The following is a 23,926-nucleotide window of genomic DNA, read 5'->3' as shown; positions in this document are numbered from 1 at the left end:
CGCAAAAACGGCCAAAGGTCGTCACTCGAATTCGAGGATGACTTCATCCACCGCAAGGCTGTCGCCCGGTTTAGCCGCCACCCTGGCAACGCGGCCGCGTTTTTCCGCACGCAGGATGTTTTCCATTTTCATGGCCTCCACCGTCGCCAGCGCCTGCCCGGCCTCCACCTCGTCGCCCTCACCCACGGAAATACCGGTGATGACGCCCGGCATGGGGCAGAGCAGCAGTTTCGATGTATCCGGCGGCAGTTTTTCCGGCATCAGCAGCGCCAGTTCCGCCACGCGCGGGCTGCGCACGCGGGCGAGAACATCCATGCCGCACCAGCGCAAGCGAACCGCTGCACCTGCAAGATCGACCTTGGCGGCGATGACCTCGCCCGCCACTGTGAACAGCCCAAGGCTTTGGCCGGGACGCCAGCCGGTATCGATGGTCAGCGCCATCCCATCCTCAAAACGGACCGCCGTACCATCCGCACCGGTTTCGACGCTGACCCCGTGGCGGAGCGCGCCAAACGAAACCACCCAGTCACTACCGACAATGCGGCGGTGATTGCCAATGGTGCCGGAAATTTCAACCGCGCGGTTCTGCAGGCGCTGATTGATGATGGCCGCAATGGCGGAAAGCTTGCGCGCGGCGGCCTCATCCGGCTCGACGCCGGAAAAGCCTTCCGGAAACTCTTCCGCAATAAAGCCCGTCGTCAGGTGGCCGGCGCGGAAACGCTCATGCTGCATGACGGCCGACAGGAACGGTAGATTGTGGCCGATGCCTTCAACCTCGAAACGATCCAATGCCTCTCCCATGGCATCGATGGCAGTCGTCCGATCCTTGCCCCAGCTGCACAGCTTGGCGATCATCGGATCGTAATACATCGAGATTTCGCCGCCTTCGAAAACGCCGGTATCGTTACGGATGACCGTTCCGTTTTCCTGTTCGCCTTCCTGCGGCGGGCGATAACGCGTCAGCCGGCCAATAGAGGGCAGGAAGTTGCGGTAGGGGTCTTCAGCATAAAGCCGGCTTTCAATCGCCCAGCCGTTCAGCTTCACATCCGCCTGCCCGAAGGAGAGCTTTTCACCTGACGCCACACGAATCATCTGTTCGACCAGATCGATGCCGGTGATGAGTTCCGTCACCGGATGCTCCACCTGCAGGCGGGTATTCATTTCAAGGAAATAGAAGTTGCGGTCGCCATCGACGATGAATTCCACCGTGCCGGCCGAATGGTAACCGACCGCTCTCGCCAGCGCCACGGCCTGCTCGCCCATGGCCTTGCGGGTCGCTTCGTCCAGAAAGGGTGACGGCGCTTCCTCGATGACCTTCTGGTTCCGCCGCTGGATCGAGCATTCGCGTTCGCCGAGATAAAGGATATTGCCGTGCTTGTCGCCCAGCACCTGAATTTCGATATGGCGCGGCTGGGTGACGAATTTTTCGATGAAGATGCGGTCATCGCCGAAAGACGACTTCGCCTCGTTTTTGGAGGACTGAAAACCCTCGCGCGCTTCGGCATCGTTGAAGGCGATGCGCATGCCTTTGCCGCCACCGCCGGCCGACGCCTTGATCATGACTGGATAACCGATCTGCGAAGCGATCCTGACCGCCTCATCCGCATCCTCGATCAGCCCCATATGGCCGGGGACGGTGGAAACGCCCGCTTTCGCGGCCAGTTTCTTGGAGGTGATCTTGTCACCCATGGCCTCGATGGCGCCAACAGGCGGGCCGATGAAGACGACGCCCGCCTGTTTCAGCGCTTCTGCGAAGACAGCATTTTCCGACAGGAAGCCGTAGCCGGGATGGACCGCATCCGCCCCGGTCTTATTGATGGCCTCCAGAATTTTGTCGATGACGATATAGGACTGCGACGAGGGGGCCGGGCCGATATGAACGGCCTCATCCGCTTGTCTCACATGCAGCGCATTGGCATCCGCATCCGAATAGACCGCGACAGTGGCGATGCCCATCTTCCTGGCCGTCTTGATCACCCGGCAGGCGATCTCGCCGCGATTGGCGATGAGGATTTTCTTGATCATGCGGTTGTTGCCCCTCTTCCCTCAGCGCAAACCCGTGAGTAGTCGTCAAATTTCGAAGAAATTCTCGAAGGATTCCGGGAAATTCTGCCGGGCGACACGCTCATCGATAACAAGCATCGCCTGATAGGAAAGCGGATCGAAGTTCTTTTCCGCCGGCACCACCTCGCGGCCGAAGAGGAGGTTGAGGCGGGCGGCGTCGAGATTGCCACGCTCGAAGGGCTCAGGCCCGAAATGGTGCCAGAGCGAGTGCAGGAAGGCGGCATCGATGCGATGCTCCTTGGTGTCGTTGCGCGCCCTTCGGGGTATCATCTTGATAGGTGTTACCCCTTTGGGGTTGGCGCGGCGGATGGTGAACTGGACGCCCGTGCTCGGCATGCCGGAGGGAAATCCCTTGTGTTTGGTCATTTCGGGCAGGTTCGCCATCTTTTGTCCTTCCAGAACATTTCCAGTAAAAGCTGCCTTGCTTTTACGTCCGGAAATGCGTCAATTCAAATAGTTAGAGCGCTTTTGGCGCTCTAATCCTTCCTTACGCCTTGCCGATCTTGTCCTGCGTCTTCGTCTCGAAGTCGGAGGCGTCGTGGCGTTCATGCAACTGTTCGGACGGATCGCCCGAAGTCTTGTTGACGATCACGCCGCGTTTGACCGCCGGGCGTTCGCCGATTTCGAGCGTCCAGCGCATGACGTTCTTGTAACCGTCCGCCTCAAGGAACGCACCGGCATCGCCATAGGCCTGACCGAGCGCGATCTTGCCATACCACGGCCAGACGGCCATGTCGGCGATGGTATATTCCGAACCCGCCAGATAGCGGTTTTCAGCCAGGTGCCGGTCCAGCACGTCGAGCTGGCGTTTGACCTCCATCGCGTAACGGTCGATGGCGTATTTGATCTTGATCGGCGCATAGGCGTAGAAATGGCCGAAACCGCCGCCGAGGAAGGGTGCGGAGCCCATCTGCCAGAACAGCCAGTTCAGTGCCTGCGTGCGGGCATTGCCCTCTTTCGGCAGGAAAGCGCCGAATTTTTCTGCGAGATAAACGAGGATCGAGCCGCTTTCGAAAACGCGCGTCGGCTCAGCCGTCGAGTGATCCATCAGCGCCGGGATCTTGGAATTCGGATTGACGCCGACGAAACCGGAGCCGAACTGGTCGCCCTCGCCGATCTTGATCAGCCAGGCATCATAGTCTGCGTCCTTGTGGCCGGCGGCCAGCAATTCTTCCAGCATGATGGTGACCTTCTGGCCGTTCGGCGTCGCCAGCGAATAAAGCTGCAGCGGGTGCTTGCCGACAGGCAGTTCCTTTTCATGGGTGGGACCGGCGATAGGGCGGTTGATATTGGCGAACTGACCGCCATTGCCCTTTTCCCAGGTCCAGACCTTGGGCACTTCATATCCTGCGGGTAAATTATCTGCGGAGGAATTTTCGGCCATGAAAATGTGTCCTTTTGCTTTTCGGGAGGACATCCGGACATCCGGGCGCCTGAACATCCATATAGTAAGGTGGCCGAAGCATTTTTCCAGCCCTGCGGCGGATCAGAGCGGAATAGTGTCGTGTTTCTTCCAGCGGGTTTCCACGCTCTTGTTGCGCAGCGACGCAAACGCGCGAGCGATGCGGCGGCGTGAGGAATGCGGCATGATGACCTCATCGATGAAACCGCGCTCCGCAGCGACGAAGGGATTGGCGAAACGCTCCTCATATTCCTTCGTGCGCGCAGCGATCTTTTCCGGATCGGAGAGCTCGGAACGATAGAGAATTTCCGCCGCCCCCTTTGCGCCCATCACGGCGATTTCCGCCGTCGGCCAGGCATAGTTCACGTCAGCGCCGATATGTTTCGAGGCCATCACGTCATAAGCGCCGCCGTAGGCCTTGCGGGTGATCAGCGTCACCATCGGCACCGTCGCCTCGGAATAGGCGAACAGAAGTTTCGCGCCGTGCTTGATGACGCCGCCATATTCCTGCGCCGTTCCGGGCAGGAAACCCGGCACATCCACCAGCGTCAGAAGCGGAATGTTGAAGGCGTCGCAGAAGCGCACGAAACGCGCCGCCTTGCGCGAGGCGTCAATATCGAGGCAGCCGGCCAGCACCATCGGCTGGTTGGCGACGACGCCCACCGTCTGGCCTTCGAGACGGATAAAGCCGGTGATGATGTTGCGGGCGAAAGCTTCCTGCAACTCGAAGAAATCGCCTTCGTCGGCCAGCGCGTGGATCAGTTCCTTCATGTCATAGGGCTTGCTGGAACTATCAGGGATCAGCGTATCGAGACGTGCTTCCAGCCGCGCCGGATCGTCGTGAAACGGGCGCGCCGGCGGCTTTTCGCGGTTGTTGAGCGGCAGAAAATCGAACAGCAGCCGCACATGCTCCAGCGTCTCGATGTCGTTTTCATAAGCGCCGTCGGCGACGGAGGATTTTTTCGTGTGGGTGGAGGCTCCGCCCAATTCTTCCGCCGTAACGATCTCGTTGGTCACGGTTTTGACCACATCCGGCCCGGTCACGAACATGTAGGAGGTATCGCGCACCATGAAGATGAAATCGGTCATGGCCGGCGAATAGACGGCGCCGCCCGCACAGGGGCCCATGATGACCGATATCTGCGGCACGACGCCAGAGGCGACGACATTGCGCTTGAACACATCGGCATAACCGCCGAGCGAGGCCACGCCTTCCTGAATTCTGGCCCCGCCGGAATCGTTGAGGCCGATCACCGGCGCGCCGTTGCGCACCGCCATATCCATGATCTTGCAGATTTTCTGCGCATGGGTTTCCGACAGCGAACCGCCGAGCACGGTGAAATCCTGCGAAAACACATAGACCTGTCGGCCATTGATGGTGCCCCAGCCGGTGACGACGCCGTCGCCGGCCACCTTCTGTTCCGCCATACCGAAATCCACCGCCCGGTGGGTCACGTACATGTCGTATTCTTCGAAGGAGCCTTCATCCAGCAGCACATCGATGCGCTCGCGCGCCGTCAGCTTGCCCTTGGCGTGCTGCGCCTCGATGCGCTTGACGCCGCCGCCGAGCCGCGCCTCGGCGCGCCGCGTTTCCAATTGCTCCAGAATGCCGGGCATGTTTCCTCCATGCGTTTCCTCAAAATCAATAGCTTAGAAAACATTCGCCTAGAAGCCTTGATCGTGCGCGTATGCGTGCCATAAATATTTGCAATATTAAATTTTGCAAAGTTGCAACATGGCGACGGAAAAACTCTTCATTGGCCGCAAGGTTCGCGGCCTTCGCGAAAACGCCCGCGCCACGCAGGCGCAATTTGCCGAGCGGCTTGGTATCTCCGCGAGTTACCTGAACCAGATCGAAAACAACCAGCGCCCGGTTTCGGCCAGCGTTCTGGTGACGCTGGTGGAAAAATTCCAGCTCGACATGGCGGAGCTGGCGACCGGTGAAAGCGACCGGCTGGTTTCCGCCGTGCGCGAGGCGCTGAAAGACCCGCTATTCCTGAATTACGAGCCTGGGCTCCAGGAATTGAAGTTGATCGCCCAGAACGCGCCGGGTTTTGCCCATGCGCTGCTGCGCGCCCACCAGGCCTATCGTCAGAACAGCGAGCAGCTGGTGCAGCTGGATGACCGGCTGGGTCGCGGCACCGCGCAGGTGGAAAGAACCCCTTACGAGGAGGTGCGCGACTTCTTCCACTTCGTCGACAACTACGTCGCCGAGATCGATCTTCTGGCCGAGGAGCTGGCAGAGGACTTGGACATCGAGGGTGGCGAGACCTACGGCATTCTGGCGACGCATCTGCACAACCGTTACGGCATCCATATCACCCGCACCGATGCGGCGGGCGGCCTGATCCGGCATTTCGATCCTGCGAGCAAGACGCTCGCCCTGAGCTCCTACATGGCCGCGCCGACCCGCTGTTTTCAGCTTGCATTGCAGATTGCCCAGCTTCACGCCGGCGCGACGGTGGACAGGGTGCTGGCCGGCGCCGGTTTCCGCAACACGGAAGCGGCCGAAATCTGTCGTATCGGACTGCACAATTATTTCGCCGCAGCGCTCATCCTGCCCTATGGCCGCTTTCATCAGGCGGCACAGGAGCTACGCCACGATCTTGAGCTTCTGGCCGTTCGTTTCGGCGCAAGCCTTGAGCAGGTGGCCCACCGGCTGAGCACCTTGCAACGGCCAGGTATAAAAGGCGTGCCGATCTTTTTCGCCAAGATCGACCGCGCCGGCAACATCACCAAACGCCACAGCGCCACGCGGCTGCAATTTGCCCGTTTCGGCGCGGCCTGTCCGCTGTGGAATATCCATCAGGCTTTCGAAAGCTCCGACAGGATCGTGCGGCAGCTGGCGGAAACGCCTGACGGCGTACGCTATCTTTCCATTGCCACGCAGATCGAGAAAGCCGGCGCGGGTTTCAACACGGATAGACCACGCTATGCCATCGCGCTCGGCTGCGAAATTTCCCACGCGCAGAATTTCGTTTATGCCGATACGCTCGATCTCGGCAATGCCGCCTCCTTCAAACCGATCGGCATATCCTGCCGGGTCTGCGAGAGGGTGGATTGCGTACAGCGCGCGGTGCCGCCGCTGAAACGCAAGCTGCATTTCGATCATCTGTCGCGCGGGGCCCTGCCCTACAGTATCGCCGATTTTTGACCACACTCAGGGCAGCGGCGCCATGGCGCGCCGCATGATGTTGGCATAATAACCCCAGAAAAGCCGGGCGGCCACGGAGCGCCACGGCGACCAGAGCGCCGCCCGCTCCGCCAGCCAATTCGCTTCCGGCCTCACTTCCATATCGAGCGCATGCGCCACCGCCGATCTCAGCGCCACATCACCGACCGGAAAAATATCCGGATGCCCGCCGCAGAACATCAGATAAACCTCCGCCGTCCACGGGCCTATACCGCGAAGCGCCACCAGTTCGGAAAGGGCCGCAAGTCCCTCCTTGCGCACCACGCCGTCAAGGTCGATCTGCCCTTGCGTGACGGCGCGCGCCAGTCCCTCCAGTGTCGTCGCCTTGGCCCGGGAAAGGCCGAAGGTGGCGCGCAATTCCTCCGGCACACCCAGATAATTCTCCGCCGTGACCGCGCCGCCGGTGCCGGCAAGGATACGCGCCCATATGGCATTGGCGCTGGCGCGCGACACCATCTGCGAGACGACGATATGGGCAAGGCCGGCAAAGCCGGGCTCGTGGATGCGCAGTTCCAGCGGACCGGCTATTTCAATGACGGGGCCAAGCGCAGGATCGAGAAGAGTGAGATGTTCCAGCCCTTCGCTGATATCATCCATCCCGGTAATGATTTTCATATCCGTCATTCCATATGCCGCCAGCCGGCTGGTTTGGCTCTTTAAAACATGGCAGAAGAAACCATGCCTTCGCAGTTCCGTCAAAAACCGGTTTACCGTTTTGCACCAAGCCCCAATGGCCCGCTGCATCTCGGCCATGCGCTTTCCGCCTTCCTGAACCAAGATATGGCGCGAGACAATGACGGCCGCTTCCTGTTGCGCATCGAGGATATAGACCAGACGCGCTGCACCCCGGAGCTGGAACAGGCAATCTATGACGATCTTGGCTGGCTGGGTCTCGACTGGGAGAAACCTGCGCGGCGGCAATCGGAGCATTTCGATGAGTACCGCATGGCGCTGGACAGGCTGATCGAGGCAGGGCTTGCTTACCCTGCCTTTCTGAGCCGCAGAGAAACCAAGGCGATCGTCAGGGCCTTCGAAACGGAGGGAGGGTTGTGGCCGCGCGATCCCGATGGCGCGCCGCTTTACCCGACCATAGACCGGGAGAGGCCAAAGGCGGAACGGACAGCGCTGCTCGCTTCCGGCCGGCCGCACGCCTGGCGGCTCGACATGGAAAAGGCGATCCGCGCCGCCGGCATCCCCCTGTTCTGGCAGGAAAGCGGCGATGGCGAGACGGGAAAAATCGAGGCCCAGCCCGCCCTTTGGGGCGATGTGGTGCTGTCGCGCTCAGACGCGCCTTCGAGCTATCATCTTTCCGTCGTGGTGGATGATGCGCTGCAGGGTATCACCCATGTGGTGCGCGGCATGGATCTCTATCACGCAACCGCCATCCACCGGCTTTTGCAACACCTGCTGGACCTGTCGCAACCGGCCTATCACCATCACCGGCTGATCTTGGGCGCAGACGGGCGCAAGCTTTCGAAAAGCGAAGGCAGTACCGGCATTTCCGCCCTGCGGGCAGAAGGAGCGACGCCCTCAGATATCCGCCGGCTTGTCGGTCTCCTCTAGCGCCCGCTCCCGGCGCGCGCCGCTGCCGCCGATATTGCGGCGGATGATCTGCCGCACCTTGTACTTCATCAGCGCCGCATTGACCTCCGCGCCCAGCATGAAGATGACGCCGACCATATAAAGAAACACCAGAACCACCATAACCGAGGCGAGACCCGCATAGGTGGCCGCATAATTGGCGAAGGTGGAGAGGTAATAGGCGAAGATCGCCGCACCGATGACCCAGAAGATCATCGTCAGCAGGATTCCCGGCCAGACATCCCAGATGCGGCGTTTGCCGGCCGGAAGCCACAGATGCGCCGCCACCAGCCCCGCCGTCAGCACAACGATGGTACCGTAAAGACCAAGACTGGAGACCGTATTCAGCACGTCTGTCAACCAGGGGAACCGTTGCTCGGCAAAAGAGGTGGCGACCGGCACGGCGACGAGGACGATGCTGATGCCGGCAAAGACCACAACCGCAATCAGCACGTAAAGCAGGCTGAGCAGACGGGTGATATACCACCAGCGCGTCTCCGTGACACGATAGGCGCGGTTGAGCGAAATTCTCAGCGCCTCAACGCCGTTGGAGGCAAAATAGGCAGCTGCCAGCACCGAAATCGTCAGCAGCCCGCCGCGCGGAATGGTCAGCACCTGCTGCACCTGCGCCGCCAGCGGCCCGGCAATCGCTTCCGGCCATGTATCGAAAATCAGATGCACCGCCGTTTCGGAAAACTGGTCGGCCCCGAGAAAACCGGCCAGCGCCGTGCCGAAGATCAGGAAGGGGAACAGCGCCAGAAGGATGGACAGCGCCATATGGCTCGCCATCGCCCAGCCGTCATCCTCGGCGAAATGGGAATAGGCATCGAAGGCAACCTTGCCTGCCAGGCGCACTGCGGCAACCATGTCACCTCCATTCATCGGCATTTCATTTGTAACTTCGCCCCGAATATGGGAAATCAGCTTCGCTTTGTACAGCGCGCAAACCCGGCTTTCGGTTCCATTTCCGAAAAGGATTTTGCGCAATTTAATTTTGTGAATCTGAGCGCCCCTTGGCGCAAAGTCCATTGGCGGGGCAGAACATGTCTGAAAAACCGGTCATCATCATCACCGGCTGTTCCTCTGGCATCGGGGCTCATTGCGCCGGCGCGCTGCACAGGGATGGCTGGCGGGTTTTTGCCACCGTGCGCCGCATCGCCGATATGGCCGCTCTCGAAAATCAGGGCATCGAAACCCTGATCATGGACTACACCAAGCCCGAAACCATCGCAGCACTGGTGGATACGGTTGCCGCCCGCACCGGCGGGCGCATCGACGCGCTTTTCAACAACGGCGCTTATGGCCAGCCGGGCGCGGTGGAAGACCTGCCTGTCGAAGCGCTGAGAGCCCAGTTCGAAACCAATGTCTTCGGCTGGCACGATCTGACGCGGCGGGTCATTCCCTTCATGCGCAAGCGTGGTTCGGGCCGCATCGTGCATTGCTCCTCCATTCTCGGTCTCGTTCCCTATCGCTATCGCGGCGCTTACACCGCTTCGAAATTTGCGCTTGAGGGGCTGGGCGTCACGCTGCGCATGGAGCTTCAGGGCAGCGGCATCCATGTGAGCCTGATCGAACCGGGTCCGATCACCTCCAAATTCACCGCCACCGCGCTTGCCCATATCAACGAGCACATCGATCTCGAAAATTCAGCCCATGCGGCGGAATATAAACGCCAGTTGGCGCGCATGGATGGTTCCGGCCCCGTCAACCGCCACAAGCTTGGTCCGGACGCCGTTTATACCGTGTTGAAACACGCCCTGACGGCGGCAAAACCGAAGCCGCATTATCCCGTTACCGTGCCGGCCAAACAGGGGCTTATCCTGAAACGGCTCTTGCCTGCCGGACTATTCTATCGTCTGCTGCGCAGATTCGATTGAGGAGGAGTAATACCGCATGTCCGGCTTCACCACCGTTCTGGCCCTTATCGTTATGGGCCTCGTCGTCATCGTGCTGATACGCGGCCTCTTCAACATGCTGAAGGGACAGGACGCCAACCGTTCCAACAAGCTGATGCAGCTTCGTCTGCTTTTGCAGGCCGTGGCGATTGTGCTGATCATGTTCACCCTCTGGCTCACCGGCGGTGGCCGCTGACATGGTGAAGCTGAACAAGATCTACACCCGCACCGGCGACAAGGGCACGACGGCTCTGGTTTCCGGCCCGCGTCGCCTCAAGCACGACCTTCGCGTCGAGGCATACGGCACGGTCGACGAGACCAATTCGGCGATCGGTGTCGCGCGGCTTTATACGGGCGGGATTGAAAAGCTGGATGCCATGCTGTTCCGGATCCAGAACGATCTTTTCGACCTCGGCGCCGATCTCGCCACGCCTGATAATGGCGAGCCGCTTTCTTACGAGCCGCTGCGCATCGTCGAAAGCCAGGTCACGCGGCTGGAAAACGAAATCGACGATCTCAATGTCGCGCTTGAACCGCTGACCTCTTTCGTGCTGCCGGGCGGCAGCGCGGCAGCGGCCAATCTGCACATGGCGCGCACCGTCTGCCGGCGGGCGGAGAGACTGATGGTGGAACTGTCCGTCGCTGAGAACGAGATCGTCAGCCCGGCGGCGCTGAGATACGCCAACCGCCTGTCCGATTTCCTGTTCGTCGCCGCCCGCTTCGCCAATGAGGCCGGCAAGGCCGACATATTGTGGGTTCCCGGCAAGAACCGCTAAAGCGTTTCAACGACGCAACCAAAGGGCGTTCGATGTTCATACCGCTGCACGATGCGAATTCCCTCAAGCATATCCGTCTGCAATATGTGACGATCGGTCTGATCGTGGTCAATGTGCTGGTCTGGCTGTTCACCGGCGTCCTTGCCAGCGACGTGCAGGCCAATGCAGCAGCGCTCGGCCTCGGTTTCATTCCGGCAGTGGTGTTCGACTACGCCTATCTGGAACCCGCCCTGCAGGTCGTTCCCGATGACCTGACCGTGGTCACCTATGCTTTCCTGCATCTCGATTTCTGGCATCTGGCCGGCAACATGCTGTTTCTCTGGGTCTTCGGCGACAATGTCGAGGATGCGCTCGGCCATTTCCGTTTCCTGATCTTCTATATCATCTGCGCGATTGCCGGCGCCCTGTTTCACGGTTTCGTCGCCCCCACCTCGGAAGGGCCGCTGATCGGCGCTTCGGGTGCGGTTTCGGGCGTCGTCGCGGCCTATTTCCTTCTGCATCCCAGGGTTCGCGTCTGGGTGCTGGTTCTCATGCGCATTCCGCTTCCCTTGCCCGCCTTCGTTCCGCTGGCGCTGTGGATCGGCCAGCAGTTCCTGATGCTGGCACTCGGGCTTGAGGAAAACGTCTCCTGGGGCGCGCATGTCGGCGGCATCATGGCTGGCGCGATCATGGTGATTTTCATGCGCAGGCGGGGCGTTCCCCTTTTTGACCGCACGATTGTTCCGCCAAGGGCGGCGCAGTTCAAGAATCCGTCGCAAACGGCGGGGTTGTCGCAAATCGAACGGGGCTATGACGGGAGCAGATGAGCTCTTGCAAAAGAGATAGAGTATTTACGTGAACGTCAACGTAAGATATGCCTTACGCGCATGCGATAATGAAGATTGCTCCGTTGTAATTGCGGGAAAAATGCTTATCCATGTCGCCAACCTGTTTTTGGAGGTCCGCGCGGTCAACTGGCCAAAGCGGACAGGAGTTTGAGGAAAGCCGCCGATGAAGATCCTTGTCCCCGTCAAACGAGTCGTCGATTACAACGTGAAGATCCGCGTAAAATCGGATGGTTCAGGTGTTGAGCTTGCCAATGTGAAGATGTCGATGAATCCGTTCGACGAAATCTCGGTGGAAGAGGCCCTTCGTCTGAAGGAAGCCGGCAAGGCCGAAGAGGTCGTGGTCGTCTCCATCGGCCCGGCCAAGGCGGAAGAAACGCTGCGCACCGCGCTTGCGATGGGCGCTGACCGCGCCATCCTGATCGAAACCGACGAGACGGTCGAGCCGCTCGCCGTCGCCAAGCTTTTGAAGGGTGTGGCCGAGGCCGAGCAGCCCGGTCTCGTCATCGTCGGCAAGCAGGCGATCGATGACGATTCGAACCAGACCGGCCAGATGCTGGCAGCCCTTCTCGGCTGGGGCCAGGGCACCTTTGCCTCCAAGGTCGTACCGTCCGACGGCAAGGTCGCGGTTACCCGTGAAGTCGATGGCGGTTTGCAGACGGTTGAACTGAAGCTTCCCGCCGTCGTCACCACCGATCTTCGCCTCAACGAACCGCGCTATGCATCGTTGCCGAACATCATGAAGGCGAAGAAGAAGCCGCTCGACAAAAAGTCGCCGGCCGATTTCGGCGTCGACGTTTCGCCGCGCCTGAAGGTGCTGAAGACCGAGGAGCCCGCGGGCCGCAAGGCTGGCATCAAGGTTGGCTCGGTTGCCGAACTGGTCGAAAAGCTCAAAGCCGACGGCGTCCTCTAAGGTTTCGGAAAAGGGAGATATTCTTATGGCCATTCTTCTTCTGGCAGAACACGACAACGCAACCCTTTCCGACCTGACGGGCAAGACGCTGACGGCGGCAACGCAGATCGGCGGCGATGTCCATGTGCTGGTCGCCGGTTCTGGTGCCAAGGGCGCAGCAGACGCGGCGGCAAAACTCTCCGGCGTTGCCAAGGTACTGCTTGCCGACGACGCATCCTATGCCAACGCGCTCGCCGAGCCGCTGGCGGCGCTGATCGTTTCGCTTGCACCCTCGTATGACGTCATCATCGCCCCGGCCACGGCTTCGGCCAAGAACGTAACGCCGCGCGTTGCAGCCCTTCTCGACGTGGCGCAGGTCTCCGAAATCATCGAGGTCGTATCGCCTGACACCTTCAAGCGCCCGATCTATGCCGGCAACGCCATCCAGACGGTTCAGGCAAGCGACGCCAAGAAGGTCATCACCGTGCGCCCGACCGCCTTTGCGGCAGCGGCAGAAGGTGGTTCGGCGGCAGTCGAAACCATTGCAGCCGCTGAAAACCCCGGTGTCTCCAGCTTCGTTTCCGACGCGCTGGCCTCTTCAGATCGTCCGGAACTGACCTCCGCCAAGATCATCATCTCCGGCGGCCGTGCGCTTGGCTCTTCGGAAAAATTCAAGGAAGTCATCCTTCCCGTCGCTGACAAGCTGGGCGCCGCCGTTGGTGCGTCGCGCGCTGCCGTCGATGCCGGTTACGCGCCGAATGACTGGCAGGTGGGCCAGACCGGCAAGGTGGTCGCGCCGCAGCTTTACATCGCGGCCGGTATTTCCGGTGCCATCCAGCATCTGGCCGGCATGAAGGATTCGAAGGTCATCGTCGCCATCAACAAGGATGAAGAAGCGCCGATTTTCCAGGTTGCCGATTACGGTCTCGTCGCAGACTTGTTCGAGGCCTTGCCGGAACTGCAAAAAGCCCTTTGATTTTAAATACATGATGAAGGCGGCGCGTTTTTTGAACGCGCCGCCTTCTCTTTTTCGGCGATATGCGTAACATCGCCAGCGAATTACTATATGCAGCACATGGGAGAACAGCATATGACCGCCCCCTTTAAGAATATCGGTGTCATCGGAGCCGGTCAGATGGGGTGTGGCATAGCGCATGTTTCCGCCATTGCCGGATACAGGGTCCACATCTACGATCTTTCGAAGGAAGGCATTGAGGCCGGCCTTGCCACGATCAACGGCAATCTCGCCCGCCAGGTCACCAATGGCAAGCTTTCCGACGAGGCCCGCAAGCAGGCGCTGACGCTCATCAGCGGATCGACCGACGTCAATGATCTGGCGCCGATGGATCTTGTCATCGAGGCTGCTACGGAAAACGAAGAGATCAAGCGCAAGATCTACACGCAGGTCTGCCCGGTTCTGAAGCCGGAAGCGCTTCTCGCCACCAACACCTCGTCACTTTCCATCACTAGGCTTGCATCGGCCACCGACCGTCCCGAACAGTTCATGGGCATCCACTTCATGAACCCGGTCCCCGTCATGAAGCTGGTGGAACTGGTGCGCGGCATCGCCACCAATGAAAAGACCTTCGACGCGGCCAAGGATTATGTGCGGACGCTCGAAAAGGCGATCACCGTTGCCGAAGACTTCCCGGCCTTCATCGTCAACCGCATCCTGCTGCCGATGATCAACGAGGCGATCTATACGCTTTATGAGGGCGTCGGTTCGGTGGAAGCCATCGACACAGCCATGCGACTTGGCGCCAACCACCCGATGGGACCGCTGCAGCTTGCCGATTTCATCGGCCTCGATACCTGTTTGTCGATCATGCAGGTGCTGCATGACGGCCTCTCCGACAGCAAATACCGCCCCTGCCCGCTGCTGGTCAAGTATGTCGAGGCCGGCTGGCTCGGCCGCAAATCCGGCCGCGGCTTCTACGATTATCGGGGTGAGACGCCGGTTCCGACGCGCTGAGCCCGGACCAATATCGTCTCTGCCTTCGGCTGAACCCTCAGGCAATCAGCAAATAGGTAACTGCTCCGACACCCGCGGCAAAGATGGATGCGGCCGTAAGCAATCCGCAATAAACGAGCGTTCCGGAAACGGCGGCGACGAATACGCGTCCTGCCGCGTTGGCGGCGAGAGCGGCGAGGATTGCGCTGGCCAAAATGTCCGGCGAAATGCTCTGCGCGCTGGTTCGCAACGCACTGAGAACCGCGACATCGGCATCGAATATGGCGGACAGAGCCGTGAGCGCGATGAAGCCGCCGGCGCCGATCCAGACAAGAAGAACGGCATTCAGCGTTCGCGTTGCGGCAAAAAGCGCGGCGAAGATGGCAAGGGGCGCCAAGTCGAACGGGTTTTTTGCATTGAGTTCTTGCCCGGTCTGCGTGTCCTGCAGCCTTATCAGGCCGGCGCCGCTCAATCCGAGAACCAGTGCCGCAGTCAGCGTCGCCGGTGCGATAAGCGAAAACGTTGTCAGCGAGAGGGCGAGAACGATAACGAGAATCCGGAGCAACGATACAGCCGCGGCCAGCACCGCCACACCGGCCAGAGGCCACGCGTTTTCACCGCTTTTCGCCTTCTGCCCGAAGCTGGCAGTTACAGCGGTCGATGAAACAAGGGCGCCCGCCAGCCCGGTCACCAGCAGGCCGCGAGTTGAGCCGAGGAGGCGCACGGCAATATAGCCGCAATAGGAGATCGCGGCGCTGAGCACGGTGAACAGCCATATTTCCCACGGGTTGAAGCCGCCCCACGGATCGATCGCCCGGTTCGGAAGGATCGACAGGCCAACGGCGGTCATCACGGCAAGCACCAGCGCGGAGCGGAGCTCGACCCAAGTCAGCCGTTTCAGCAGGCGGTGGAGAACTTCCCTGCCGGCAAGCAATGCCGCAAGGGCAGCAGCACCAGCCGCCGCCGCCTGATATTGCGCCGTTACCGCAAGCCCGCCGAGGGCAAAGACGCAGAGAGCCGCAACCACGCCGGTGACACTGAAATCATTGTCATGACGCGCTTCGCGCAGCTTGAACCATGAAAAACTGAATGCGAACCCCAGAAAACCCGCCGCAAAAGCGAAAACGCTATTCTGCTCTGCGGCCAACACGCCGAAGACGCCACCCAGCAGACCGGTAATGCCATAGGTCCGGATCCCGGCGGTACGGCTGCCCGCCGGCGCATCGCGCTCCCGCCAGCCGCGCTCAAGGCCGACGAGCAGGCCGATGGCGAGAGCAAGACCAAGCCCGGGAATTAGCAACTCCATATCGGCACCCATTCATGGCGGAAGCCAGTATCATTATACGAGGCGGGAACGGGCTTGTCTGCACCGGCCCATCCGCTGGAAAGCCGGGCGTTGACGACGGTTACGGCTCATAGTGCCCAATATTCCGGCCACCGCATCATTTTCCAGTAGCCGCGGTCACCAGCGCCTCGGCGTCTTCACTGTCCCACGCCGCCGGGCCGTTCATGGCCGCGAGCAGACAGCCGTTTTCATCCAGCAGCAGGGTTGCCGGCAGGCCGAAAGCAAGACCTTCCTTTTTCAGAACGTTGAAGACGCCCATGGAGCTGTCGCGGTAGTGCTTCAGAGCATCGATCTTGTATTCATCCATAAAAGCTTTCGGTTTTTCATCCGCGCCAGTATCGATGTTGACGGCAACGACCTCGAAATTCTCGCCGCCCTTTTCCTTCTCCAGCGCGTTCAGCGCCGGCATCTCTTCGCGGCAGGGCACACACCATGTGGCCCAGAGATTGAGAAGAACCGCCTTGCCCTTGAGATCGGCAAGCGTCATGTCTTGCGACTGCGGCCCCTTGAAGGACAGCGGAATGATGCGCGGCTTGTCCGCCGCCGACATGGCCGCGACCTGCCCTTTCAGAAACGGTTTCAGCGAGGCGATACGGTTTGCCGCACCTTCACATAAACCGCCGTCTGCCACCGCTGCCCCTTGAACCGGGCTCTCAGACCCAATATGCCTGAACCAGACCGCGCCAGCACCGGCGAGCACACCGGCCACGGCAGCAATTGCAACCAATTTGGCGGAAGGAAGCCTGAACGGCGTTTTTTCTGTCATCGAATACTCCAGGGCACTTAACATGGCTGACGGCACAGATCAGAAATCCTCCAACCAGATGTGGGGCGGGCGTTTCGCTTCCGGGCCATCTGCCATCATGGAAGAGATAAATGCCTCCATCGGCTTCGACAAGAAGCTTTACGCCCAGGATATCCGCGGCTCTATGGCGCATGCCACCATGCTGGCATCTAAAGGCATTATTTCGCCTGAAGATAAAGACAAGATCATCGAGGGTCTGAACACGATCCTGTCAGAGATCGAAGCCGGCACCTTCGAATTTTCGCGCAAACTCGAAGATATTCACATGAATATCGAAGCGCGCCTTGCGACCCTCATCGGCACAGCGGCTGGTCGCCTGCACACCGCCCGCTCGCGCAACGACCAGGTGGCGCTCGATTTCCGCCTGTGGGTCAAGGAAGAACTGCAGAAGACGGAGGGGATGCTGACCGCCCTCATCGCCGCCTTCCTCGACCGCGCCGAAGAAAATGCCGATACCGTGATGCCGGGCTTCACCCATCTGCAGACGGCGCAGCCGGTGACCTTCGGCCATCATTGCATGGCCTATGTGGAAATGTTCGGCCGTGACCGCGCCCGCGTGCGCCACGCCATAGAGCATCTGGACGAAAGCCCGATCGGCGCAGCCGCCCTTGCCGGCACCGGCTATCCCATCGACCGCCACATGACGGCCAAGGCACTCGGTTTCCGCGAACCGACCCGCAACTCAATCGACACCGTCTCCGATCGCGATTTCGCGCTGGAATTCCTGTCCATCGCTTCTATCTGTGCCACGCATCTGTCGCGTCTCGCCGAAGAGATCGTCATCTGGTCGACGCCGCAATTCGGCTTCATCCGCCTGTCGGACGCCTTTTCCACCGGCTCGTCGATCATGCCGCAGAAGAAAAACCCCGACGCCGCCGAACTGGTGCGCGCCAAGACCGGCCGCATCAACGGCTCGCTGATCGCCCTTCTGACAGTGATGAAGGGCCTGCCGCTCGCCTATTCCAAGGACATGCAGGAAGACAAGGAACAGGTTTTCGATGCCGCCGAAAGCCTGGAACTGGCGATTGCCGCCATGACCGGCATGATCCGCGACCTTGAAGTGCGCAAGGACCGTATGCGTGCCGCCGCCGGTTCGGGTTATTCCACCGCCACCGATCTTGCCGACTGGCTGGTGCGCGAAGCGGGCCTGCCCTTCCGCGATGCCCACCATGTGACCGGCAATGCCGTGGCACTGGCGGAAAAAAAAGGCTGCGATCTCGCCGATCTTTCGCTGGAAGAATTGCAGGCCATCCACCCCGGCATCACCAAGGGTGTTTTTGACGTTCTGTCCGTAGAAGCATCGGTCGCCAGCCGCACGAGTTTCGGCGGCACGGCCCCTTCGGAGGTGCGCAAGCAGATCGCCTGGTGGCGTGAACGCAACTGATAAATTCGCGTTACAATGCGATCACAAGAAACAGGGTGCACAAGCGCCCTGTTTTTCGTTATCAGAGAGGCACATATTTCCTTTGGACAGGCCCATGCTTTCAAAAACCGCGCGCAAACTCATCGTTCCCATCGGCATGACGCTCGCCGTCAGCCTTGCTCTTTCCGCCTGCGGGCGTAAGGGCGACATCGATCCGCCGAGCACGCCGGTCGAAATGCGCAACAAACGCGCCGCCGATGGAAGCGAACCGAAGCCGGCGACGGCTGAGCGTCCGTTCATTCTCGACAAGCTTCTCTGACGGGTAAAAAGCCGTGAACCATTTTGGCTATATCGACGGCGTGCTGCACGCCGAAAACGTGCCCGTGTCCGAGATCGCCAAGGCGGTCGGCACGCCCTTCTACGTCTATTCCACGGCAACGCTGGAACGCCACTACAAGGTGTTCGCAGGCGCTTTCGCGGATGTGGACGCCATGGTTTGTTACGCCATGAAGGCCAATTCCAATCAGGCGGTGCTGAAAACGCTTGCAAAGCTCGGCGCCGGCATCGACGTCGTCTCCGGCGGCGAATTGCGCCGCGCACTTGCAGCCGGCGTGCCGGCAAGCCGCATCATGTTCTCCGGCGTCGGCAAGACGGTTGCGGAAATGGACTATGCCCTAGATGCCGGCATCTATTGCTTCAACATCGAATCCGAGCCGGAACTGGAAGTCCTCAACCTGCGCGCCGTCAAGGCCGGCAAACGGGCGCATGTCTCCTTCCGTATCAATCCGGATGTGGATGCCCGCACCCACGCCAAGATTTCCACCGGCAAGAAGGAAAACAAGTTCGGCATTTCCTATGAACGCGCCCGCGCGGTTTATGCCCATGCCGCCACCCTGCCCGGCATCGAAGTGACCGGCATCGACATGCATATCGGCAGCCAGATCACCGAATTGCAGCCTTTCGAGGACGCTTTCCGGCTGCTGCGCGAACTCGTCGAGGCGCTGCGCGGCGATGGCCATGCGATCAGCCACGTCGATATTGGCGGCGGTCTCGGCATCCCCTATCGCGATGACAACAACCCGCCGCCACTGCCGGATGCCTATGCGCATATCGTCAAGAACGAACTGAAGAGCCTCAACTGCAAGATCGTCACCGAACCTGGTCGACTGATTGTCGGCAATGCCGGTATTCTGGTGACCGAAGTGATCTATGTGAAGGATGGCGGCGACAAGACCTTCGTCATCGTTGATGGCGCCATGAACGACCTTATCCGCCCCACACTTTACGAGGCCTATCACGGCATCCGCCCGGTGGTGCAGCCGGCCGAAAACACGCCGCGCATTAAGGCCGATATTGTCGGCCCGGTCTGCGAGACCGGCGATTATCTGGCGCTCGACCGCGAGATGGCTGCACCGCAGCCGGGTGATCTGATTGCCGTCAGCTCCGCCGGCGCCTATGGCGCGGTGCAGGCCGGCACCTATAATTCCCGCCTGCTGGTGCCGGAAGTGCTGGTGAAGGACGACAAATTCCACGTGATCCGTCCGCGCGGCACCTATGAAGAGTTGATCGCGCTCGATTCCGTACCCGCCTGGCTCGATTGAGCTCGCCCGTATCACCGGTTTGCCGATCACAATCAAGCGAAGCTGCCTAAAAAATGGGGGCGAGGGCTTGGGCGCCCTCGTCTTCGCCACAAAGAATGTTATCCTTGCCCCCGTGATACAAACAGCTCGCCGTTCCGGGAATGGCGTTCGACGTGGCCAGAACCGGGAGAACGGATTGATGACCACAGGCGGAGAGGACAAGACTGGCGGAAAGCGCGCGACTGGTGCGTTTGCGCAGCGGCCGGACCTTGCCCGCCGGGTCGTCGCCAAACGCTTCTTCGCAAAAATCGTGCTGCTCTCGGAGAAAATTGCGCCGAAAACGCTGTGGCCTCTTTCCATCGCCGCCGTGTTTCTAGCCCTTGCCTGGTTCGGCCTCTACCGGCATATGCCGGATTTCCTGCGGCTCGGCGTCGTTTTCGTGCTGGTTTTCAGTTTCATCGCCACGCTTTTACCGATCCTTAGGCTGAAATGGCCGACGGATCATGAAGCCTCGCGCCTGCTTGAAGACCGCAACGGTCTCGCGCACCAGCCGGTTGGCGTGCAGGAGGACGAGCCCGCCTTCGATACGCCCTTTTCCCGAACGCTGTGGAAAGAACACCAGATTCGCATGGCGGAGCGCATTGCCGCTCTGAATGCCGGCCTGCCGAAACCCGATATCGCCCGTTATGACCGTCTGGCGCTGCGCGCCATTCCCGCCCTTCTTCTGGCCGCCGCCTTCGGTTTTTCCTATTCCAACGGCGCGGGCACGATTGCGGATGCCTTCCGTAGCCGACCGGCCGTCGGTCCGCTCAATCCCGATATTCGTCTCGACGCGTGGGTCACGCCGCCATCCTATACCGGTCGCGCGCCGATTTTCCTGACCGGACGTGACGCAACCAACCGTGACGCGGTTTCCGTGCCGCAATCCTCCAAGCTGACGATCCGCATGACCGGCGGCGATGGCGGCGAGGAAGTGACTTTCGAGCCTGAAATGGCAGGCGCGCTGCAAAAGCTTGCGCCGGAAACGGCGCGTGTCGACAGCGCAAGCGGCGATATCGCCGTTCAGACGCCGGTTCGTTCGGCGGATCAGCCCGTCGCGCCGCGCAACTTCACCATGGATGTTACCGAAAGCGGCATGATTACCGCCAATGGCGAACAATGGGTGTTCAACGTCATCGCCGACCAGCCGCCCAGCATCGCCTTCGACAACATGCCGCGCCGGGCCGTTAACGGCGCGCTGGAAGTGGGCTTTACCGCCAAGGACGATTATGGGCTGAAGGAAGCCCACGCCATCATCGAACCTGTGGGCGTTGCGGAAGGTGCAAGCGCGCTTTACCCGCCGCCGGAATTCAAGCTCGATCTGCCGCGGCAGAACAATCGCGAGATCAAGGGCCTGACCAGCCGCAACCTGACCGAACATCCGATGGCGGGAAAGCGCGTGCGCATCACACTGGTGGCGACGGACGGTGCCGGCCAGACGGGTCGTAGCCCCGCGCATGAAATGGTGCTGCCGGGCCGCAATTTCTCCGAACCGCTGGCCGCTTCCATTGCCGAGCAGCGGCAGATATTCTCGCTCGATACGCGCCAGATGCCGAAAGCTATCGCCTATAACGAGGCGGTGGGCCTGCGCCCGGAAGAGACCATTCCCAACACCACCCATTATCTCCTGCTGCAATCGGCCCAGACCCGCATGCGGCTCGCCTATAATGAGGAGATGCTGAAGGACACGGCCGATTATCTCTGGGAAATCGCGCTCGGCATCGAGGACGGCGATCTTTCGCAAGCCGAAAGGCGCCTGCGCGATGCGCAGAATGCGCTTTCCGAAGCGCTTCAGCGCAATGCCTCCGACGAGGAAATCGCCAGGTTGATGCAGGAACTGCGCGAGGCGATGCAGCAGTTCATGAGCGAGCTTGCGCAGCGCATGCAGAATGCGCCGCAGGCCAACATGAACCAGCAGGCGCAGAACGTTCTACGTCAGCGCGATCTGGAAAACATGATGAACCAGATCGAGAACCTTGCCCGCTCCGGTAATCGCGACGCCGCGCAGGAAATGCTCTCGCAGCTGCAGCGCATGATGAACAATCTGCAGGCGGGCCGCCCGCAGCGTCAGGGCCAGCAGGGGCAGCAGCAGAGCAGCAAGATGCGCCAGCAGATCGACAAGCTGGGCGAAATACTGCAGCAGCAGCAGAAATTGATGGACGAGACCTTCAAGCTCGATCAGGCGCTGCGCGACCGGATGCAGCGCGGCGACCCGCAACAGGGCGGCGAAGACGAACAGCAGATGGGTGAAAACGGCCAGCAGCCGCAAGAGGGACAGCAGGACCAACAGGGTGAGAATGACCAGCAGGGCGGACAGCCAAGCGACCGGATGACGGCCGAACAATTGCGCGACGCGCTGAAAAACCTGCGGGCCCAGCAGGATGCGCTCGGCAAGCAGCTCGGCGAATTGCAGCAGGGCCTTCGTGATCTCGGCATGGAACCGGGCGAGAACTTCGGCAAGGCACAGCAGGAAATGGAAGGAGCCGGCGAGGCACTGGGCAAGGGCCAGGGCGAGCAGGCGGTCGAAGGTCAGGGCAATGCGCTGAATGCGCTGCGCCAGGGTGCGCAGGACATGATGGGCCAGATCATGCAGGCCATGCGCCAGCAGGGCCAGCAGCCCGGACAGGGTCAGGAGGGCATGGCGGGCCAGGGCGGTCAGAACGGCCGCGACCCGCTCGGCCGCCCGCGCAGCACCACCGGCCCGGATTTCGGCGACCAGGTGAAAGTGCCGGATGAAATCGACGTGCAGCGCGCCCGCGAAATCCTCGAGGCTATCCGCGAAAAACTCGGCAACAACCCGCCCGGTGAAATCGAGCGGCGGTATCTGGAGCGGTTGCTGGATATACGGTGAGGATCAGAAGCCATTCACGGCGATCCGGCCCGCCACTTTAATTTCGTGACTTTCCGGAAGAGCAGGCCGCGGCGAAAGCTACTAGGCGCGTCGCGAAACACTTTGACGTCATCCTCGGCCTTGTGCCGAGGATCTGTCAACCTCCCATGAAACCGATACGTCGCAGATGCTCGGGACAGGCCCGAGCATGACGAGGAGAGAGTTGACAACTCCGCAACAAAAAGGCGACCCATGGGGCCGCCTTCCTCAAATCTGTGTGATCTTATCACTCACGCCGCAAGCGCCCGCGCCACGGCCTTGCGAATATCCGGAAGCGCGAAGGGTTTGGAAACCACATCCACAATCTTCGTCGCCAGATCATCAGCCCGTTCACGCTGCTCGGCATAACCCGTCATCAGCAAAATGCGCATGGCCGGGAAGCTTTCGGCGGCGCGGTGCGCCAGCTCGATGCCATCCATGACCGGCATGCGGATATCCGAAAGAAGAAGATCGAAACTGGTTTCCTGGAGCTTCTCCAGCCCCTGCTCGCCATCCGCCGCCTCATAGGTCTCGTGACCGTCGAGACGCAGCGCGCGAGCGACGAAAGCCCGCAGTGCATCCTCGTCTTCGGTAATCAGAATCTTCGCCATTATTCATTGCTCCTGGGCATCATTTCCAGCCGTGAGCAACATCGCAGGCTCCTCTTTTCAAGAGGTAAACACCCAGCCCTTGGCTGGGTGAATGGTTAATGAGGCGTCTCCGTGCTGTGCCGTTCCGGCACGACGAAGTACTCAGGCGTCGCCGGTCACGACGCCGACGAAGGGCAATTCGCGGAAGGCATAAGCCACGTCCATGCCGTAACCCACGACGAAATAATCAGGACATTCGAAACCGACATAATCGGCCTCCAGATCTTCCTTGCGTTTCACTTTCTTGTCGAGAAGCACCGCGATGGTGACATTGCGCGCACCGCGCTCGTAAAGCAGTTCCTTGGCGAAACGCAGCGTGCGGCCGGATTCGAGAATATCGTCGATCAGGAGCACATCACGGTCCTTCACGTCGCTGTCGATATCCTTGACGATCCTGACCCCTTGCGACACCGTGCCGGCGCCATAGCTCGACAGCGTGATGAACTCGACCTCAGGAGCAAGGCCGCTGTCATGCAGTGCGCGGATAAGATCGGCCGCGAAAATGAACGATCCCTTGAGCACGGCAATGACCAGTAAATCCTTGGTCGGGCCGCTGGCGATGTGCTTGGCCATGTCGCGATTGCGCTCGGCGATCTGCTCGGCGCTATAAAGCGGCTCGATGTTTTTTCCACGGACGACGGGCATTCTTACTCCTGTGCTGCGCCTTGCCGATTTTACCTTTCAGTAAAAATAGAAG

The 23,926-nt window shown here is 60.5% G+C and carries 23 protein-coding genes; 13 read left to right on the top strand and 10 right to left on the bottom strand.

Translation table 11 applies throughout. From position 1 onward, the window contains the following. Positions 1-21: 21 nt before the first annotated feature. The 4 genes from PL599_RS00515 to PL599_RS00500 all read right to left on the bottom strand — a co-directional run bounded on the left by PL599_RS00515 (position 22) and on the right by PL599_RS00500 (position 5,083). A complete protein-coding gene (locus PL599_RS00515; protein ID WP_269823447.1) occupies positions 22-2,025 on the bottom strand; it encodes an acetyl-CoA carboxylase biotin carboxylase subunit in 2,004 nt (667 codons plus the stop codon). A 45-nt stretch (positions 2,026-2,070) separates the two neighbouring features. Beyond that, the gene (locus PL599_RS00510) at positions 2,071-2,448 is read right to left on the bottom strand and encodes a hypothetical protein (protein WP_077985202.1); all 378 of its coding nucleotides are present in this window, start codon (positions 2,446-2,448) and stop codon (positions 2,071-2,073) included. Positions 2,449-2,551: 103 nt separating this feature from the next. Beyond that, positions 2,552-3,448, bottom strand: coding sequence for a glutathione-dependent disulfide-bond oxidoreductase (gene yghU / locus PL599_RS00505; RefSeq protein WP_077985203.1), 897 nt, complete (start codon positions 3,446-3,448; stop codon positions 2,552-2,554). A 102-nt stretch (positions 3,449-3,550) separates the two neighbouring features. Then, positions 3,551-5,083: an acyl-CoA carboxylase subunit beta gene (locus PL599_RS00500; RefSeq protein ID WP_077985204.1), complete on the bottom strand. Its 1,533-nt coding sequence runs from the start codon at positions 5,081-5,083 to the stop codon at positions 3,551-3,553. 118 nt (positions 5,084-5,201) lie between these two features. On the opposite strand from PL599_RS00500, the gene PL599_RS00495 reads away from it, so the two are divergent. Next, on the top strand, positions 5,202-6,620 hold the full coding sequence (locus PL599_RS00495) for a helix-turn-helix domain-containing protein (protein WP_142912071.1): 1,419 nt from the start codon (positions 5,202-5,204) through the stop codon (positions 6,618-6,620). A 6-nt stretch (positions 6,621-6,626) separates the two neighbouring features. On the opposite strand, the gene PL599_RS00490 is transcribed toward PL599_RS00495, so the two are convergent. After that, a complete protein-coding gene (locus PL599_RS00490) occupies positions 6,627-7,283 on the bottom strand; it encodes a DNA-3-methyladenine glycosylase family protein (protein ID WP_269823445.1) in 657 nt (218 codons plus the stop codon). A gap of 39 nt (positions 7,284-7,322) precedes the next feature. On the opposite strand from PL599_RS00490, the gene gluQRS reads away from it, so the two are divergent. After that, positions 7,323-8,222: a tRNA glutamyl-Q(34) synthetase GluQRS gene (gluQRS, locus tag PL599_RS00485; RefSeq protein ID WP_269823444.1), complete on the top strand. Its 900-nt coding sequence runs from the start codon at positions 7,323-7,325 to the stop codon at positions 8,220-8,222. On the opposite strand, the gene PL599_RS00480 is transcribed toward gluQRS, so the two are convergent. Then, positions 8,190-9,107, bottom strand: a complete 918-nt coding sequence (locus PL599_RS00480) for a YihY/virulence factor BrkB family protein (protein WP_077985332.1) — start codon at positions 9,105-9,107, stop codon at positions 8,190-8,192. The two genes, gluQRS and PL599_RS00480, sit on opposite strands and share 33 nt — an antisense overlap. A 176-nt stretch (positions 9,108-9,283) precedes the next feature. Between PL599_RS00480 and PL599_RS00475 the strand changes: the two genes are divergently transcribed. From PL599_RS00475 to PL599_RS00445, 7 genes are all read left to right on the top strand, one after another. Continuing rightward, positions 9,284-10,117: an SDR family oxidoreductase gene (locus PL599_RS00475; RefSeq protein WP_137411450.1), complete on the top strand. Its 834-nt coding sequence runs from the start codon at positions 9,284-9,286 to the stop codon at positions 10,115-10,117. A 16-nt stretch (positions 10,118-10,133) separates the two neighbouring features. Then, positions 10,134-10,331 carry a twin transmembrane helix small protein gene (locus tag PL599_RS00470; protein ID WP_003520830.1) on the top strand — a complete coding sequence of 66 codons (198 nt, stop codon included), beginning with the start codon at positions 10,134-10,136 and terminating at the stop codon, positions 10,329-10,331. Between the two features lies 1 nt (position 10,332). Next, on the top strand, positions 10,333-10,911 hold the full coding sequence (locus PL599_RS00465; RefSeq protein ID WP_191216730.1) for a cob(I)yrinic acid a,c-diamide adenosyltransferase: 579 nt from the start codon (positions 10,333-10,335) through the stop codon (positions 10,909-10,911). Positions 10,912-10,943: 32 nt separating this feature from the next. After that, on the top strand, positions 10,944-11,717 hold the full coding sequence (locus tag PL599_RS00460) for a rhomboid family intramembrane serine protease (protein WP_191216731.1): 774 nt from the start codon (positions 10,944-10,946) through the stop codon (positions 11,715-11,717). Between the two features lie 184 nt (positions 11,718-11,901). Next, the gene (locus PL599_RS00455; protein WP_020012152.1) at positions 11,902-12,648 is read left to right on the top strand and encodes an electron transfer flavoprotein subunit beta/FixA family protein; all 747 of its coding nucleotides are present in this window, start codon (positions 11,902-11,904) and stop codon (positions 12,646-12,648) included. A 25-nt stretch (positions 12,649-12,673) separates the two neighbouring features. Next, positions 12,674-13,603 (top strand): electron transfer flavoprotein subunit alpha/FixB family protein, encoded by a 930-nt coding sequence (locus tag PL599_RS00450; protein WP_269823443.1) that lies wholly within the window; start codon positions 12,674-12,676, stop codon positions 13,601-13,603. Positions 13,604-13,717: 114 nt separating this feature from the next. Continuing rightward, on the top strand, positions 13,718-14,599 hold the full coding sequence (locus PL599_RS00445; RefSeq protein WP_077985335.1) for a 3-hydroxybutyryl-CoA dehydrogenase: 882 nt from the start codon (positions 13,718-13,720) through the stop codon (positions 14,597-14,599). Positions 14,600-14,636: 37 nt separating this feature from the next. Here the strand turns inward: PL599_RS00445 and PL599_RS00440 are convergent, their stop codons facing one another. Then, entirely contained in the window at positions 14,637-15,884 is a 1,248-nt protein-coding gene (locus PL599_RS00440) for an MgtC/SapB family protein (protein ID WP_269823442.1), read from the bottom strand. Between the two features lie 136 nt (positions 15,885-16,020). Next, positions 16,021-16,689 (bottom strand): thiol:disulfide interchange protein TlpA, encoded by a 669-nt coding sequence (gene tlpA / locus PL599_RS00435; protein ID WP_269823441.1) that lies wholly within the window; start codon positions 16,687-16,689, stop codon positions 16,021-16,023. Between the two features lie 22 nt (positions 16,690-16,711). On the opposite strand from tlpA, the gene argH reads away from it, so the two are divergent. From argH to PL599_RS00415, 4 genes are all read left to right on the top strand, one after another. Beyond that, the gene (gene argH, locus PL599_RS00430; RefSeq protein WP_142912078.1) at positions 16,712-18,112 is read left to right on the top strand and encodes an argininosuccinate lyase; all 1,401 of its coding nucleotides are present in this window, start codon (positions 16,712-16,714) and stop codon (positions 18,110-18,112) included. 94 nt (positions 18,113-18,206) lie between these two features. Continuing rightward, complete coding sequence (gene lptM / locus PL599_RS00425; protein ID WP_003509930.1) at positions 18,207-18,410, top strand: LPS translocon maturation chaperone LptM; 204 nt, start codon at positions 18,207-18,209, stop codon at positions 18,408-18,410. A 13-nt stretch (positions 18,411-18,423) separates the two neighbouring features. After that, positions 18,424-19,692, top strand: a complete 1,269-nt coding sequence (gene lysA, locus PL599_RS00420; protein ID WP_269823440.1) for a diaminopimelate decarboxylase — start codon at positions 18,424-18,426, stop codon at positions 19,690-19,692. Between the two features lie 178 nt (positions 19,693-19,870). After that, the gene (locus PL599_RS00415; RefSeq protein ID WP_269823439.1) at positions 19,871-22,561 is read left to right on the top strand and encodes a TIGR02302 family protein; all 2,691 of its coding nucleotides are present in this window, start codon (positions 19,871-19,873) and stop codon (positions 22,559-22,561) included. Between the two features lie 269 nt (positions 22,562-22,830). Here PL599_RS00415 and PL599_RS00410 read toward each other — a convergent pair whose 3' ends face one another. Both PL599_RS00410 and hpt read right to left on the bottom strand, forming a co-directional pair. After that, positions 22,831-23,190 (bottom strand): response regulator, encoded by a 360-nt coding sequence (locus PL599_RS00410; protein WP_077985216.1) that lies wholly within the window; start codon positions 23,188-23,190, stop codon positions 22,831-22,833. Positions 23,191-23,331: 141 nt separating this feature from the next. Further along, a complete protein-coding gene (gene hpt, locus PL599_RS00405) occupies positions 23,332-23,874 on the bottom strand; it encodes a hypoxanthine phosphoribosyltransferase (RefSeq protein WP_077985217.1) in 543 nt (180 codons plus the stop codon). Positions 23,875-23,926 lie beyond the last annotated feature (52 nt).

The sequence above is a fragment of the Agrobacterium sp. ST15.16.055 genome (assembly GCF_027956555.1).
In the GTDB taxonomy this organism is placed as follows: domain Bacteria; phylum Pseudomonadota; class Alphaproteobacteria; order Rhizobiales; family Rhizobiaceae; genus Agrobacterium; species Agrobacterium salinitolerans.
This window is presented reverse-complemented; position numbering and strand designations above follow the sequence as displayed.

Bases quoted from the DNA above. Each gene is read 5' to 3' on its own strand.
- PL599_RS00470 (WP_003520830.1), top strand. From the start codon at position 10,134: ATGTCCGGCTTCACCACCGTTCTGGCCCTTATCGTTATGGGCCTCGTC.
- PL599_RS00455 (WP_020012152.1), top strand. From the start codon at position 11,902: ATGAAGATCCTTGTCCCCGTCAAACGAGTCGTCGATTACAACGTGAAG.
- PL599_RS00440 (WP_269823442.1), bottom strand. From the start codon at position 15,884: ATGGAGTTGCTAATTCCCGGGCTTGGTCTTGCTCTCGCCATCGGCCTG.
- PL599_RS00475 (WP_137411450.1), top strand. From the start codon at position 9,284: ATGTCTGAAAAACCGGTCATCATCATCACCGGCTGTTCCTCTGGCATC.
- tlpA (WP_269823441.1), bottom strand. From the start codon at position 16,689: ATGACAGAAAAAACGCCGTTCAGGCTTCCTTCCGCCAAATTGGTTGCA.
- PL599_RS00410 (WP_077985216.1), bottom strand. From the start codon at position 23,190: ATGGCGAAGATTCTGATTACCGAAGACGAGGATGCACTGCGGGCTTTC.
- argH (WP_142912078.1), top strand. From the start codon at position 16,712: ATGGCTGACGGCACAGATCAGAAATCCTCCAACCAGATGTGGGGCGGG.
- gluQRS (WP_269823444.1), top strand. From the start codon at position 7,323: ATGGCAGAAGAAACCATGCCTTCGCAGTTCCGTCAAAAACCGGTTTAC.
- PL599_RS00415 (WP_269823439.1), top strand. From the start codon at position 19,871: ATGACCACAGGCGGAGAGGACAAGACTGGCGGAAAGCGCGCGACTGGT.
- hpt (WP_077985217.1), bottom strand. From the start codon at position 23,874: ATGCCCGTCGTCCGTGGAAAAAACATCGAGCCGCTTTATAGCGCCGAG.
- PL599_RS00515 (WP_269823447.1), bottom strand. From the start codon at position 2,025: ATGATCAAGAAAATCCTCATCGCCAATCGCGGCGAGATCGCCTGCCGG.
- PL599_RS00495 (WP_142912071.1), top strand. From the start codon at position 5,202: ATGGCGACGGAAAAACTCTTCATTGGCCGCAAGGTTCGCGGCCTTCGC.
- PL599_RS00490 (WP_269823445.1), bottom strand. From the start codon at position 7,283: ATGACGGATATGAAAATCATTACCGGGATGGATGATATCAGCGAAGGG.
- PL599_RS00445 (WP_077985335.1), top strand. From the start codon at position 13,718: ATGACCGCCCCCTTTAAGAATATCGGTGTCATCGGAGCCGGTCAGATG.
- PL599_RS00480 (WP_077985332.1), bottom strand. From the start codon at position 9,107: ATGGTTGCCGCAGTGCGCCTGGCAGGCAAGGTTGCCTTCGATGCCTAT.
- PL599_RS00460 (WP_191216731.1), top strand. From the start codon at position 10,944: ATGTTCATACCGCTGCACGATGCGAATTCCCTCAAGCATATCCGTCTG.
- yghU (WP_077985203.1), bottom strand. From the start codon at position 3,448: ATGGCCGAAAATTCCTCCGCAGATAATTTACCCGCAGGATATGAAGTG.
- PL599_RS00450 (WP_269823443.1), top strand. From the start codon at position 12,674: ATGGCCATTCTTCTTCTGGCAGAACACGACAACGCAACCCTTTCCGAC.
- lptM (WP_003509930.1), top strand. From the start codon at position 18,207: ATGCTTTCAAAAACCGCGCGCAAACTCATCGTTCCCATCGGCATGACG.
- PL599_RS00465 (WP_191216730.1), top strand. From the start codon at position 10,333: ATGGTGAAGCTGAACAAGATCTACACCCGCACCGGCGACAAGGGCACG.
- PL599_RS00500 (WP_077985204.1), bottom strand. From the start codon at position 5,083: ATGCCCGGCATTCTGGAGCAATTGGAAACGCGGCGCGCCGAGGCGCGG.
- PL599_RS00510 (WP_077985202.1), bottom strand. From the start codon at position 2,448: ATGGCGAACCTGCCCGAAATGACCAAACACAAGGGATTTCCCTCCGGC.